Here is a 15,092-nt window from a genome sequence, read left to right as displayed (position 1 = left end):
GTTACTATCTTTCGCAGCGGCTCGCGAGTGCGGGCCGCTCAGGCCGCCTTGGGTTTTGGCGGAAACTTGGGGGCGTGCAGGCCCAGCTGCATGCCTTGGTGGACCAGGGCCATGATGTCTTCGTGGGCCAGGTCGAACAGGCGCTTGAGGTTGGGCAGGGTGAAATAGATCGGCTGCAGGATGTCGATGCGATACGGCGTGCGCATGGCTTCCAGCGGGTCGAAGGCCTGGTGTTCCGGCTCTTCGGACAGGCTGTACACGGTCTCCTTGGGCGAGGACAGGATGCCGCCGCCATAGATGCGCCGCCCGGCCGGGGTGTCCACCAGGCCGAACTCGATGGTCATCCAGTACAGGCGCGCCAGGTACACCCGCTCTTCCTTGGTGGCTTGCAGGCCGAGCTTGCCGTAGGTGTGGGTGAATTCGGCGAACCAGGGGTTGGTCAGCAGCGGGCAGTGGCCAAAGATCTCGTGGAAGATGTCCGGCTCTTGCAGGTAGTCGAGTTCTTCGCGGGTGCGAATGAAGGTCGCCACGGGAAAGCGCTTGCTGGCCAGCAGTTCGAAGAAAGTCTGGAAGGGGATCAGCGCTGGTACCCGGGCCACTTGCCAGCCGGTGGTTTCACCCAGGACCTTGTTGATTTCGCCCAGTTGCGGAATACGGTCGTGGGGCAAGCCGAGCTTGTCGATGCCGTCCAGGTACTCCTGGCACGCACGACCCTCGATCACTTTCAACTGGCGTGTGATCAGGGTGTTCCACACCGCGTGTTCTTCGGGTGGATAGTCGATAAAACCTTGCGCGTCGGGCTCGCGGGCCACGTACTGCGTCTGCTTCATGCTGCTCTCCTGCCAGGGGATGCGTTCTTGTTATGTGTGACCCCAGTGATACCCGAGGGTGCGACGCTTTGCAGCAGGTGGCCGGTGCGGGTAGAGGGCTGTCGTGCACCAATTTGTAAAGTAAACGTTACGAATCTGGCGGGGTCTCCACCCTGTGGTGGGTTTTCAGGTTTGAAAAAGCGGTTTGCTGTCACATAATCTTGACGACTATCTGCGCCATCCTGCAGAAAGTTTGTAAAGCCCGATGCCATAAGCGTCGGTTTTCGGCGCCTATGCCATTCACTGTCAGTCCCAGGGCCTTCCTTCTATGCGTATCAAAGTTCACTGCCAGAATCGCATCGGCATCCTGCGCGACATTCTCAACCTGCTGGTGGAATACGGGATCAACGTGGCCCGTGGCGAGGTGGGGGGCGAGCATGGCAATGCCATCTATCTGCACTGCCCGAACCTGATCAACCTGCAATTCCAGGCGCTGCGCCCCAAGTTCGAGTCCATCGCCGGGGTGTTTGGCGTCAAGCGAGTCGGGTTGATGCCCAGCGAGCGCCGGCACATGGAGCTCAATGCGCTGTTGGGGGCTCTGGAGTTCCCGGTGCTGTCCATCGACATGGGCGGCTCCATCGTGGCGGCGAACCGGGCCGCAGCGCAGTTGCTGGGAGTGCGGGTGGACGAGGTGCCGGGCATTCCCCTGTCGCGCTACGCCGAAGACTTCGACCTGCCGGAACTGGTGCGGGCCAACCAGTCGCGGATCAACGGGTTGCGGGTCAAGGTCAGGGGCGATGTGTTCCTGGCGGACATCGCGCCGCTGCAATCGGAACATGACGACAGCGAAGCCATGGCCGGCGCGGTATTGACCTTGCACCGGGCGGATCGTGTTGGCGAGCGCATCTACAACGTGCGCAAGCAGGAGCTGCGGGGCTTCGACAGCATCTTCCAGAGTTCGAAGGTCATGGCGGCGGTGGTGCGTGAGGCGCGGCGCATGGCGCCGCTGGATGCGCCGCTGCTGATCGAGGGCGAGACCGGGACCGGCAAGGAGCTGCTGGCCCGTGCCTGTCACCTGGCCAGCCCGCGCGGGCAGTCGCCGCTGATGGCCCTGAACTGCGCCGGGTTGCCGGAGTCTATGGCCGAGACCGAGCTGTTCGGCTACGGCCCTGGCGCCTTCGAGGGGGCTCGGGCAGAGGGCAAGCTGGGGCTGCTGGAACTGACCGCCGGTGGCACCCTGTTTCTCGACGGGGTAGGGGAGATGAGCCCGCGCTTGCAGGTCAAGCTGCTGCGCTTCCTGCAGGATGGCTGCTTCCGCCGGGTCGGCAGCGATGAAGAGGTGTACCTGGATGTGCGGGTGATCTGCGCGACCCAGGTGGATCTTTCCGAGTTGTGCGCCAGGGGCGAGTTCCGTCAGGACCTCTATCACCGGTTGAATGTGCTGTCCCTGCACATTCCGCCATTGCGCGAATGCCTCGACGGCCTGCCCCCCCTGGTGGAGCACTTTCTCGACCAGGCCAGCCGGCAGATCGGTTGCCCGTTGCCGCGTCTGGCGCCGGCGGCCATGGAACGCCTCAGTCACTACCACTGGCCAGGCAATGTGCGGCAGCTGGAGAACGTGCTGTTTCAGGCGGTTTCCCTGTGTGATGGCGGTACGGTCAAGACCGAGCACATCCGGCTGCCGGACTATGGTGCGCGCCAGCCGCTTGGCGATTTCTCCCTGGAGGGTGGCCTGGAACAGATTGTCGGGCGCTTTGAAAAGGCCGTGCTCGAGAGTCTGTACGCCGAACACCCGAGTAGCCGTCAGTTGGGCAAGCGGCTGGGGGTCTCCCACACCACCATCGCCAACAAACTGCGCGAATACGAGGTCGGCAAGAATGCCGGTGACAATCCCTAGGCTTGTATCCGGGCCGTTACTTGCCGGTAGCGGCATAAGACCGCCGTTTTTCCGTCTTCTGTCAGCGCTGTTTTTTCCTCTGTAATCAGGCAAAGCCTTGCCCCGCCTGGGGATCACCACTGCGTGAAAAAGTTGGTGCGCTTATTGCTTATGGCTTCGCAGTACAGCGGTGGGCGGCAAACGTCCGGCAGACAGAGGAAAGACTGTGGACAAGTACCTTTATGTGGCAATGACCGGCGCCAGCCAGAATGCACTGGCGCAAAAGGCTCATGCCAACAATCTGGCGAACATCTCTACCAATGGTTTTCAGCGCGACCTGGAGCAGGCCCGTGCGATGCCGGTATTTGGTGACAGCTTTCCGGCGCGCGCCTTTGCCATGAGCGAGCGCCCGGCAACGGATTTCAGTGCCGGCTCGATGGTGGAGACCGGTCGTGACCTGGACGTGGCCGTCAGCGGCAACGGCTGGATCGCCGTGCAGAGCCCCGACGGCAGCGAAAGCTATGTGCGTACCGGCAGTTTGAATGTCGACGCCCTGGGTGTGCTGCGCGCCGGCAACGGCATGCCGGTGATGGGCAATGGCGGCCCGATCGCCGTGCCACCCGAGCAGAAGATCGAAGTTGGCCAGGACGGCACCATCAGTATCCGTGCCATGGGCGAGGGCCCGCGAGTCATGGCCGAGGTCGACCGCATCAAGCTGGTCAACCCGGACATCAAGAACCTCACCAAAGGCCTGGACGGCTCGATCAAGACCAAGGACGGCCAGCCGGCACCCGCCGACGCCAACGTCCAGCTGGTCTCGGGTTTCCTTGAGTCGAGCAACGTCAACGCCGTGCAGGAAATGACCGCGGTGCTGGCCCTGTCCCGGCAGTTCGAATTGCACGTGAAGATGATGAACAGCGCCAAAGAAGACGACCAGGCCATGGCTCGGGTCTTGCAGATCAGCTAATTACCAGTATCTAGCGCCGTAAAACAGGCGCGAGAGGAGAAATCAATGCTTCCGGCTCTATGGGTTGCCAAAACCGGTCTGTCCGCCCAGGACACCAACCTGACCGTCATTTCCAACAACCTGGCGAACGTCTCGACCACGGGCTTCAAACGTGATCGCGCCGAGTTCCAGGACCTGCTGTACCAGATCAAGCGTCAGCCGGGGGCCCAGTCCACCCAGGACAGCGAGCTGCCAACCGGCCTGCAGGTCGGTACCGGTGTGCGCATTGTCGGCACCCAGAAGAACTTCACCGCCGGCAGCCTGCAGACCACCGAGCAACCTCTGGACCTGGCCATCAACGGACGCGGTTTCTTCCAGATCCTGCAGCCCGATGGCACCACGGCCTACACCCGTGACGGTACTTTCCACCTGAACTCCGACGGCCAGATCGTCACCGCCAGCGGTTTTGCCCTGGAGCCTGCGGTTGTCGTGCCCAACGATGCGCAGACCTTCACCGTAGGCCAGGACGGCACCGTGTCCATCACCATTGCCGGCAACCCGGCGTCCCAGGTGATCGGCAACCTGCAAACCGCCGACTTCATCAACCCGGCGGGCCTGCAGGCCCAGGGCAACAACCTGTTCCTGGAAACCGCCGCCAGTGGCGCGCCGCAGATCGGTACCCCGGGCCTCAACGGTTTCGGCACCACGCTGCAGAACACCCTGGAAGCCTCCAACGTCAGCACCGTTGAGGAGATGGTCAACATGATCACCACTCAGCGCGCTTACGAGATGAACTCCAAGGTGATCTCCACCGCGGACCAGATGCTCTCGTTCATTACGCAGAAGCTGTAATCAAGTCTTGAGGTCGCCACGGGTCTGAAGTGGTGCACCGGCAACATCGTGAGGAAGGGTCATGAATCGGTTTATTTGTGTTCTAGCGCTGAGTGGGAGTGCCGTGCTCGCGGGCTGTGTCGCCCCGCCGCCCAAGCCCAATGACCCTTACTACGCGCCGGTGCTGCCGCGTACGCCGCTGCCTTCCGCGTCCAACAACGGTTCGATCTACCAGGCCGGCTTCGAGCAGAACCTGTACAGCGACCGCAAGGCGTTCCGGGTCGGTGACATCATCACCATCACCCTGAACGAGCGGACCAACGCCAGCAAGGGTGCCAACTCGGCGCTGACCAAGACCAGTTCCAACAGCATTGGCCTGACCTCGCTGTTCGGTGCCGTGCCCAACACCAACAACCCGCTGGGCGACGGCGACCTGACCCTGAATGCCGGCTACAGCGGCAATCGCGCCACCAAGGGCGACAGCAAGGCGGCCCAGAGCAATAGCCTGACCGGTTCGATCACCGTGACCGTGGCCGACGTACTGCCCAACGGCATCATCGCGGTGCGTGGCGAGAAGTGGATGACCCTCAACACCGGCGATGAGCTGGTGCGGATTGCAGGCCTGGTACGGGCGGACGACATCGCCACCGACAACACCGTGTCCTCGACCCGGGTCGCGGATGCACGCATTACCTATTCGGGCACCGGCTCGTTTGCCGATGCCAACCAGCCTGGCTGGTTCGACCGTTTCTTCCTCAGCCCGCTGTTCCCTTTCTAGGTGATGAAAAGACTCATGCTCAATTTCAAGCACCTGATGGCGGCGGCGTTGTTGCTGTCCACTTCCCTTGGCGTCCAGGCCGAGCGGTTGAAGGACATCGCCAGCATTTCCGGCGTGCGTTCCAACCAATTGATCGGCTATGGCCTGGTGGTCGGGCTTAACGGTACCGGCGACCAGACTACCCAGACGCCTTTCACCTTGCAGACCTTCAACAACATGCTGTCGCAGTTCGGCATCAAGGTGCCGGCCGGCTCCGGCAACGTGCAGTTGAAGAACGTCGCGGCGGTGTCGGTGAGTGCCGATCTGCCGGCGTTCGCCAAGCCGGGCCAGCAGGTGGATATCACCGTGTCCTCCATTGGTAACTCCAAGAGCCTGCGCGGCGGCACCTTGCTGCTGACGCCGCTCAAGGGCATCGACGGCAACGTCTACGCCATCGCCCAGGGCAACCTGGTGGTGGGTGGTTTCGATGCCGAAGGACGCGACGGTTCGAAGATCACCGTCAACGTACCGTCGGCCGGGCGGATTCCTGGTGGCGCCTCGGTCGAGCGTGCCGTGCCCAGTGGTTTCAACCAGGGCAACAGCCTGACCCTGAACCTCAACCGTTCGGATTTCACCACCGCCAAGCGCATCGTCGACAAGATCAACGACATGCTCGGCCCAGGCGTGGCCCAAGCCATCGACGGTGGCTCGATCCGGGTGACCGCGCCCCTGGACCCAAGCCAGCGTGTGGACTACCTGTCGATCCTGGAGAACCTGGAGATCGATCCGGGGCAGGCGGTGGCCAAGGTCATCATCAACTCCCGTACCGGCACCATCGTCATTGGCCAGAACGTCAAGGTCTCGCCGGCGGCGGTGACCCACGGCAGCCTGACCGTGACCATTACCGAAGACCCGATCGTCAGCCAGCCCGGCCCTCTGTCCAATGGCCAGACCGCGGTGGTGCCCCGCTCGCGGGTCAATGCTCAGCAGGAAGCCAAGCCGATGTTCAAGTTCGGCCCGGGCACCACTCTGGATGAGATCGTCCGGGCGGTGAACCAGGTGGGCGCGGCGCCAGGCGACTTGATGGCCATCCTCGAAGCCTTGAAACAGGCCGGCGCCTTGCAGGCCGACCTGATCGTGATTTGAGGTGAGCGCCATGGATATTCGTAAAAGCGGACTGATTGGCAGCGGCGACTCCGGGTCTTACTCCGACCTCAACCGCCTGCAGCAACTGAAGGTCGGCGACAAGGACGGCGAAGCCAACGTGCGCAAAGTGGCGCAGGAGTTCGAGTCGCTGTTTCTCAATGAAATGCTCAAGTCCATGCGCAAGGCCACTGACGTCATAGGCCAGGACAACCCGCTCAATACCCCGGCCGCCAAGCAGTACCAGGACATGTATGACCAGCAGTTGGCGGTGTCCCTGTCTCGCGAGGGTGGCGGTATCGGCCTGGCCAATGTGCTGATGCGCCAGATGATGAAGAACAAGCCGGCTCATCCGAATGCGGCCACCACGACTTTGCCGGCCGCGGCGCCGGTGGCGACTCCGACGCCGATCGCTGCCGGTACCACGGCCCAGGATGGTCCGTTGAGCCGGGTCAACGGCCAGCGCCCGATGTGGGCTTCGCGGGCCCACGATCCTTTGCGCACGAGCGTGGCGCATAACGACATGGTGCTGCTCAACCAGCGTCGTCTGTCCCTGCCCAGCAAGCTCACCGATCGCCTGTTGACCGGCATCGTGCCGTCGGCCGGTGCCGTCGAGGGCGGCGCACAGAACGCCGCGCCGACCCGCAACAGCCCGGCCGCCGATGCCGTGCTGCGGGGCGAGTGGCGGGTCAATCAGGGCTACGCCGCGTCCCAGGGCAAGATGCGGGTCTATGGCCGGGCCATGGCCCAGCCGCCGCTGGCACCGGCCAAGCGTGCCTTCAGTTCCGCCGACGACTTCGTCGCCACCATGCTGCCGATGGCGCAGCAGGCGGCCCAGCGTATCGGGATCGATCCGCGCTACCTGGTGGCCCAGGCCGCCCTGGAAACCGGCTGGGGCAAATCGGTGATGCGCCAGCAGGATGGCAGCAGCAGCCACAACCTGTTCGGCATCAAGGCCGGCAGCAGTTGGCAGGGTGCACAGGCCCGGGCGATCACCAGCGAGTTCCGCAACGGGCAGATGGTCAAGGAGACGGCGGCGTTCCGTTCCTACGATTCCTATCAGGACAGCTTCCACGATCTGGTGACCTTGTTGCAGAGCAACAATCGCTATCAAGAAGTGCTGAAGGTGGCCGATAAACCAGAACAGTTTGTTCGCGAGTTGCAAAAAGCCGGGTATGCAACGGACCCGGATTACGCAAGCAAGATTTCGCAGATAGCCAAGCAGATGAAGAATTACCAGAACTACGCTGCGGCTGGCGTTTCCACGAATTTATAAGGTCTGAATCATGAGTTTGCTCAATATCGGGATGTCGGGGCTGGCCGCCAGCCAAACGTCGTTGATGACCACGGGTAACAACATTGCCAACGCCGACACCGCCGGGTACTCGCGTCAGCAGACCGTGCAGGGCACCAAGGCCTCCAGCCAGAATGGCAACGTCTTCATCGGCACCGGCACCACCCTGGCGGACGTGCGCCGGGTCTATAACAGCTTCCTCGATGCCCAGTTGCGCACCGCCACCTCGCTCAACAGCGATGCCGCGGCGTTCCAGGGGCAGATCAGTCCGATCGACCAATTGCTGTCGGACAGCGGCACCGGCATGACCGGCGCCCTGACCAAGTTCTTCGCCTCGGTGCAGAACCTCAACGCCAAGCCTACCGACGAGGCTTCCCGGCAGTTGCTGCTCAGCGACACCCAGGCCCTGAGCAACCGTTTCAACTCGGTATCCAGCCAGCTCAACCAGCAGAACACCAATATCAACGGCAACCTGGCGAACATGGCGGACCAGGTCAACAAGCTGGCCAACACCGTGGCCCAGCTCAACCAGAAGATTTCCGAGCTGTCGACCAACGGCAACGGCATGCCCAACGATCTGCTCGATGCGCGTAATGAAACCGTGCGCCAGCTTTCGACCTTCATCGGCGTGCAGGTCTCGGAGCGTGGCTCCAGCGTCGACCTGTACCTGGGCAGCGGCCAGCCGCTGGTCATGGGTAACTCGGCCAATACCCTGGAAGTGGTGCAGGGCAAGAACGACCCGAGCCGCTCCGCGCTGCAGTTGAACCGGGGCTCGAGCAGCATCGACATCACCAACCTCACCACCGGTGGCGAGATCGGCGGCCTGCTGCGCTACCGCAGCGAAGTGCTGGATCCGGCGATGAACGAGCTGGGCCGCGTAGCCCTCGTGGTCGCCGACCAGATGAACAGCCTGATGGCTCAAGGCATCGACAAGAACGGTGATTTCGGCGGCAACCTGTTCAACGACATCAACAGTGCCCGGATGATCAGCCAGCGCAGCATTGGCAGTGCCACCAACAGCGCAGGCTCGGGCAACTTCGATGTCACCATCAAGGACACCGGCAAGCTGAGCACCAGCGACTACACCGTGACCTTCAGCAGTGCCACCGACTACAGCGTCAAGCGTTCCGATGGCACCGACATGGGCAGCTTCAGCACCACCACCAGCCCGGCACCGGTGATCGATGGCTTCTCGCTGAAACTCAATGGTACGGTCGGTGCCGGTGACAGCTTCAAGATCACCCCGACCCGCAATGCCGCTACCACCATCCAGACCGAAATGACCGACCCCAAGCGCCTGGCCCTCGCGGCTCCGCTGAAGGCCGAGCTGGCTGCCGGGCTCAAGAGCTCCCTGAGCATTTCCGCGCAGCCTTCCTTGAGCGTGCCGATCGACAACTACGACGCCGCAGCCAAGCTTGAGATGCAGACCGCAATCAAGAATTCGGGCCCGGTCAAAGTGGTGTTCAATGCGCCGGCAGGCGGCAGCCAGAGCTACGACTATTTCGATGCCAAGGGCAACAAGATGGGCAGCGGCTCCATCGTTCCCGGGCAGACCAACACCCTCAACCTGCAGATCAACATGCTGGATGCCAGCGGTGCGCCGATCACCGACGGCGGCACGCCACCGGTGACCAAGACGTTCGGCGTGCAGATGACCGTGGCCGGCGCTCCCGCCGCCGGCGACAGCATGAACATCTCGGTGAACGGCGCCGGCTCTTCGGACAACCGCAACGGCCTGGCGCTGGCCGGTTTGCAGAGCAAGCAGACAGTCGATACAGGTTCTGCCAGCAAAGGCATCACCCTGGTGGATGCCTACGGCAAGCTGATCGAGAACGTCGGCGCCAAGGCCAGTCAGGGCAGCCTCGACAGCGCCGCTACCGGCACCATCCTGGCTAACGCCAAGGGCGCCCGGGACTCGCTGTCCGGGGTCAACCTGGATGATGAGACCGGCAACCTGGTCAAGTTCCAGCAGTACTACACAGCGTCGTCGCAGATCATCAAGGCTGCGCAGGAAACCTTCAGCACGCTGATCAACAGCCTTTAAGGAGTCGTAGCCCATGCGCATTTCCACCTCCCAGTTTTACGAGTCCTCGGCTACCAACTACCAGAAGAACTTTTCCAAAGTGGTCCAGAGCAGCGAAGAGGCCAGCAGCCTGGTTCGCGTCAAGACCGCTGCCGACGATCCGGTAGGTGCCGCGCGCCTGCTGCAGCTGGGCCAACAGGCTTCGTTGCTGGACCAGTACAAGACCAACACCAACTCGATCAAGGCCTCCCTAGGCCAGACCGAATCGGTGATGACCAGCATCAACAACGTGCTGGCCCGCGCCAAGGAACTGGCCTCCGGTGCCGGCAACGCCGGTTACACCGACGCCGACCGCCAGGCCAATGCTTCGGAACTGGGGCAGATCGAAGAGCAGTTGCTGAGCCTGATGAACTCCCAGGACGAAAACGGCAAGTACATCTTCGGTGGCTCCAAGGATGACGTTCCGCCGTTCAGCCGCAACTCCGATGGCACCTACAGCTACAACGGTGACCAGAGCAGCCTGCAACTGCCGGTCGGCGACACCATGATGATGGCCGCCAACAGCACCGGTTGGGACGTGTTCCAGCAGGCACTGAACACCAGCCGCAGCCAGGTCACCATGACCGCGCCAGCCGTGGATGACGGGCGGATTTCCCTGTCCAACGGCCAGGTGGCCAACAACGGTGCCTACAACAGCCAATTCCGCAGCGGCGAGCCTTACACCGTGTCCTTCGTGTCCGGCACCCAGCTGAAGATCGTCGACGGCAGTGGCAACGATGTGACGGCCGAGGCCAGCAAAGGCGGTGTTTTCGGCACTGCGCCGAACCAGACCGTGAGCTTCCGTGGGGTCGACCTGAGCCTGAACGTCAACCTCAAGTCCGGTGACGACGCCAACGCCGTGCTGCCGGGGCATACCTTCACCCTGGGCTCCAAGCCGGACACCTTCAACGTGGCGCGCTCTCCGGGCAACCCGAGCATGACTCAGGTCTCGAACACCAGCATTACCGATCCGGTGGCCTACAACTCCACCTTCCCCAGTGGTTCGGCGATCCTCAAGTTCACCAGCGCTACCAATTTCGATCTGTACGCTGCGCCACTGACCGCTGATAGCAAGCCGGTGTCCTCGGGCGTGGTCGGGCCGGGCAACGTCGCCACCGCGGCGGGCGTGAGCTTCACCCTGACCGGCGCGCCTTCTCCGGCGGCCAACGATCAGTTCAGTGTGTCGGTCAACACTCACGAGACCCAGAACATACTGGATACCGTGAGCCAGCTGAAAAACGCCTTGAACACGCCAACCGCCGGCAACACCCTGGCGACCCAGAAGCAACTGGCCGACCTCGCCTCGGGGATGGCCAACCTGGCCAGTGGCATCGACCAGCTGTCGATCGGTATCAGTTCGGTGGGTGGTCGTGGTTCGGCCCTGGACACCCAGACCGAAATCAACGAAAGCCTGGCAGCTGCCAACACCAAGACCCGCTCGGCCATCAGCGACTCCGATCCGGCCGAAGTGATGACCCGCCTGACCCTGCAACAGACCATGCTGCAAGCCTCGCAGCTGGCCTTCAGCAAGATTGCCCAACTGGGTCTGTTCAACAAGGTCTGAGTGCGTGGCGTTCGGGCTGGCGCCCGGACGCCGCGATCTTCGAGCAGCCAGCCGTCTTTTTTAAGCGGTCTTGCAGCCCTGGCATCACTGGCCAGGGCTCGCCGCTCGAGAGTTTCCCGCCGTGAGCCAAGCCCCTCTAGTCAGCATCGTCATTCCCGCCTTCAACCCACGCTTCTTCAGCCAGGCTCTGGAAAGTGCCTTGGCGCAGACCTATCAGCCACTGGAGATCGTTGTTTGCGACGACAGTCCCGGCGATGAAATCCAGCAGGTTGTACAAGGGCTGAGCGAACCCGCGCACCCGGTGCGTTACGTGCGCAACCCGCAACCTCTGGGGTTGCAGAAAAACCTGTTGCGCTGCGTGAAAGAGGCCCGGGGCGAGCTGATCAAGGTGCTTTGCGACGATGACCGGCTGTTTGCGCCGAGCATCGCCCTGCAGGCGCAAGTGCTGATCGAGCACCCTGAGGTCAATCTGGTGTTCGCACTACGGGTGTTCAACGACGAAGGCAACTCCATTCTTCCGCCGCGGATTGAAAACTGCCGCTTTGCGCCGCTCGACGTGCTGCTCAAAGGCGATGACATGCTGGCGATCTTCGAGGGCACGCGGAAAAACTTCCTCGGCAACTTCAGTGCGGCACTGATGCGTCGAGCCGACGTGCTGGAGGTACTGCCAGCCCTGATCCACAAGGGCGCCGGTTTTGTCGCCTTGCTGGACCTGGCGCTGTTCATCTGCCTGATGCGCCGCGGCAATCTGGCGGCCCTGTCCACCGTGTTGAGTTGCGAGCGCCTGTATCAGGGGCGTTTCAGCCGCACGCCGCAAGTGCTCAAGGCCGTTGCCACCGAATGGGAATGGCTATTGCGGATGCTCTCCGAGCGTTCTGGCGAGTCGGCGCCCGCTGCGGGCTGGGTGCGTTACGTTGAACTGGCGCGAGCCGCCGAGCAGCCACGGCCATGGCGTGAGCTGGGGGTGCTCCATGTGCTGGGCAATCGCAGCGCCGTGGTCAACGGTCGGGTAGGGGGCGAAAGTCAGAGCTACGAGGAGTTCTACCAGCAATGGCTGGCGGCACGCTGCCTGTCGGCGGCGGAACAGCGGTTGCTGCCGCAGCGCATCGAAAGCTGGCCGCGGCGGGTGCGGATCGTGCCGATCGTCATGGACCTGGCAGGTGATGGCGCCGCTCTCGAGCGGACCCTGGGCAGCCTGGCCGGCCAGTTGTACCCAGCCGAAACGATCGTGGTGTTGTCCACCGCTGCCGGTACAGCCGGGGAGGCTGTGCTGCGTCAACCCTTGCGGGCCGACTGGGCCGGGCAACTCAACGAACTGATCCCTCGCCTGGATACCTGTGACTGGTTCTATCTGTTGCAGTCGGGTGACCAACTGCGTGACACGGCATTGCTGGTGCTGGCCGAGCGGATCGCCAACACCCCGGCCATGCTCTGCGCCTACAGTGACGAAGGCGCATTGCTTGATGGTCAGTCAACCGAACCGGTATTCAAGCCCGACTTCAACCTCGATTTGATGCGTGCCTACCCTTATGTCGGGCGCTCGCTGGCCTTTTCCCGCGAGCGTTTCCTGAGCGAGGGAGGCTTCGATTGCGCACGTGGCGAGCTGGCGCCCCAGGATCTGTTGTGGCGGCTGGTGGAAAATGTGGGCCCGCAAACCATCGAGCATATTGCCGATATCCAGATCGAGTCCGAGTTCCCGTTCGCAAAGTGGCTGTCCCGGCCCCAGGTCATCGAAGCCAGTGAGGGGCTGGTCGCTGCGCACTTGCAGCGCATCGGCGTGCAGTGCCGGATCCGCCATGATGATTTGCCCTTGCTCAATCGCATCGACTATCAGCACGGTGCGCGGCCGCTGGTGTCGATCATCATCACCTGCGGGGATTCGCTGCCGGCCTTGCAGCGTTGCGTCGAAGGCCTGATCGAGCAGACCGCCTACAACCATTACGAGATCCTGCTGGTGGCTGCCGGCAGTCGCGACCCGGACATGGCTGACTGGCTGGCGGCCATGGGGCAGTTGGGGGGCAACATGCTGCGGGTCTTGCCTTATGCCGGCCCCGCCAACCAGGCGGCCTTGACCAACAGCATTGCGGCCCAGGCTCGCGGCGACTACCTGCTGTTGCTCAGCCACGACACACGGATCTGCACCAGCGACTGGCTGGACGAGCTGCTCAACCAGGCCCAGCGTCCGGAGGTGGCTGTCGTGGGGGCGCGCATCCTTGCTACCGATGGCTCCATCCTGCATGCCGGGCAGGTACTGGGCATGTCTGGGCCCGTGGGCTCGCCGTTCATCGGCGAGGCACTGGGTGCCCGTGGTTATATGCAGCGTCTGCAGGTGGTGCAGAACTGGAGTGCGGTCAGCCGCGACTGCCTGATGATCCGCAAGGACGTGTTCGACAGTCTGGGCGGGCTGGATGAACAGAGTTTCGGCGCTGACCTGGGTGAAGCCGACCTGTGCCTGCGCGTCGATCGCGATGGCTACCTGGTGGTCTGGACCCCCCACGCCACCCTGATGCTGGCCCCGGCGTTGGCGCCACCGCAGGCGCCTGAGCAGCAGCAGATGCAGGAGGCTGAACAGGAGCGCTTCTACCGTCAGTGGCTGCCGAAGATCGCTCGCGATCCAGCCTACAATCCGGCCCTGAGCCTGGGGTTCTCCAGTTTCAGCCTGGAACCCAGCCTGCGCAACAACTGGAACCCGTTCTGCTCACGAGCCTTGCCGCTGGTGCTCGGCTTGCCGGTCAACAGCAGCGCGGTCGGGCATTACCGGGTCACCGGGCCACTGCGCGAGCTGGAAGCTGCAGGCAGGGTCATCGCTCGGGTGGCATACGAATCTCCGACCACCGTGGAAATCGAGCGTTTGTCGCCCGATACCATCGTGCTCCAGGGGCGCTACAGCGACGGCGCGGCCAGCGACATTCTGCGAATGAAGAAGTACTCCAGTGCGTTGCGGGTCTTCGAACTCGATGATTACGTGGTCAGCGCGCCAAAGAAAAACAGCCATGCTCGCAACAAGCCGGCGAACATCGAGCAGATGCTGCGCGACGGCATTGCCCTGTGCGATCGGCTGGTGGTCACCACTCAGCCGCTGGCGGATGTCCTGTCGGACATGCACAGCGATATCAGGGTAGTACCCAATATGCTCGCCCCTGAGCCCTGGGCGGGGCTGAGCAGCCGTCGCGGTACTTCCAGCAAGCCGCGGGTCGGCTGGGGTGGGGGCACCAGTCACACCGGGGACCTGGAGGTCATTGCCGATGTCGTGCGTGAACTGGCCTCTGAGGTGGAATGGGTGTTCTTCGGCATGTGCCCCGACGCCTTGCGCCCTTATGTGCACGAGTTCCATCCGGCGATCGGCTTGCAGGCTTACCCCCTCAAGCTCGCCAGCCTGAACCTCGACCTGGCTCTGGCACCTCTGGAGTTCCATATTTTCAATGACTGCAAGAGCAACTTGCGGTTGCTGGAGTACGGAGCCTGCGGCTACCCGGTCATTTGCACCGACACTGAGGCCTATCGTGGCTTCCTGCCTTGCACCAGGGTTCGCAGCAACACGACCGAAGAGTGGCTGCAGGCGATCCGCATGCACCTCAGCGACCCTGTTGCCAGCTACCGCATGGGAGATGAATTGCGCGAGGCGGTGCGGCGCGACTTCATGCTGGGCCCCGACAACCTGCAGCACTGGATGTGGGGCTGGTTGGCAGACTGAAGAAACCGCTGCAAAAAAAGCCACGCCTGCCAAGCGTGGCTTTTTTGTTTCTTGCGTGGCCTCTCGCAGTGGCGGGGGCTGCGCTCTACGCACCGATGGAACTGGCGCGTTTCCTG

At 62.8% G+C, this 15,092-nt stretch carries 10 protein-coding genes; 9 read left to right on the top strand and 1 reads right to left on the bottom strand.

All coding sequences use genetic code 11. The annotated features are described in order from the left end of the window. Positions 1 to 38: 38 nt before the first annotated feature. Positions 39 to 830: a phenylalanine 4-monooxygenase gene (phhA, locus tag M2395_RS13190; protein ID WP_011059947.1), complete on the bottom strand. Its 792-nt coding sequence runs from the start codon at positions 828 to 830 to the stop codon at positions 39 to 41. 307 nt (positions 831 to 1,137) lie between these two features. Here phhA and M2395_RS13185 point away from each other — a divergent pair, with 307 nt between their 5' ends. From M2395_RS13185 to M2395_RS13145, 9 genes are all read left to right on the top strand, one after another. Continuing rightward, entirely contained in the window at positions 1,138 to 2,706 is a 1,569-nt protein-coding gene (locus M2395_RS13185) for a sigma-54-dependent phenylalanine hydroxylase transcriptional regulator PhhR (RefSeq protein WP_019092865.1), read from the top strand. 205 nt (positions 2,707 to 2,911) lie between these two features. After that, the gene (gene flgF, locus M2395_RS13180; protein ID WP_041116646.1) at positions 2,912 to 3,652 is read left to right on the top strand and encodes a flagellar basal-body rod protein FlgF; all 741 of its coding nucleotides are present in this window, start codon (positions 2,912 to 2,914) and stop codon (positions 3,650 to 3,652) included. A 45-nt stretch (positions 3,653 to 3,697) separates the two neighbouring features. Beyond that, positions 3,698 to 4,483, top strand: a complete 786-nt coding sequence (gene flgG, locus M2395_RS13175; RefSeq protein WP_011059950.1) for a flagellar basal-body rod protein FlgG — start codon at positions 3,698 to 3,700, stop codon at positions 4,481 to 4,483. A 61-nt stretch (positions 4,484 to 4,544) separates the two neighbouring features. Continuing rightward, positions 4,545 to 5,240 (top strand): flagellar basal body L-ring protein FlgH, encoded by a 696-nt coding sequence (flgH, locus tag M2395_RS13170; RefSeq protein WP_011059951.1) that lies wholly within the window; start codon positions 4,545 to 4,547, stop codon positions 5,238 to 5,240. A gap of 15 nt (positions 5,241 to 5,255) precedes the next feature. After that, entirely contained in the window at positions 5,256 to 6,365 is a 1,110-nt protein-coding gene (locus M2395_RS13165) for a flagellar basal body P-ring protein FlgI (protein WP_011059952.1), read from the top strand. A 10-nt stretch (positions 6,366 to 6,375) separates the two neighbouring features. Beyond that, complete coding sequence (flgJ, locus tag M2395_RS13160; RefSeq protein WP_011059953.1) at positions 6,376 to 7,638, top strand: flagellar assembly peptidoglycan hydrolase FlgJ; 1,263 nt, start codon at positions 6,376 to 6,378, stop codon at positions 7,636 to 7,638. 10 nt (positions 7,639 to 7,648) lie between these two features. Beyond that, positions 7,649 to 9,700, top strand: a complete 2,052-nt coding sequence (gene flgK / locus M2395_RS13155; RefSeq protein ID WP_011059954.1) for a flagellar hook-associated protein FlgK — start codon at positions 7,649 to 7,651, stop codon at positions 9,698 to 9,700. Between the two features lie 13 nt (positions 9,701 to 9,713). Continuing rightward, entirely contained in the window at positions 9,714 to 11,282 is a 1,569-nt protein-coding gene (locus M2395_RS13150) for a flagellar hook-associated protein 3 (protein ID WP_011059955.1), read from the top strand. Between the two features lie 121 nt (positions 11,283 to 11,403). Beyond that, positions 11,404 to 14,976, top strand: a complete 3,573-nt coding sequence (locus M2395_RS13145) for a glycosyltransferase (protein ID WP_123430233.1) — start codon at positions 11,404 to 11,406, stop codon at positions 14,974 to 14,976. Positions 14,977 to 15,092: the final 116 nt, after the last annotated feature.

The sequence above is a fragment of the Pseudomonas sp. BIGb0176 genome, assembly GCF_024810175.1.
Classification (GTDB): Bacteria; Pseudomonadota; Gammaproteobacteria; order Pseudomonadales; family Pseudomonadaceae; genus Aquipseudomonas; species Aquipseudomonas protegens.
The sequence above is the reverse complement of the archived record's forward strand: the minus strand, read 5'-3'. Positions and strand labels throughout refer to the sequence as shown.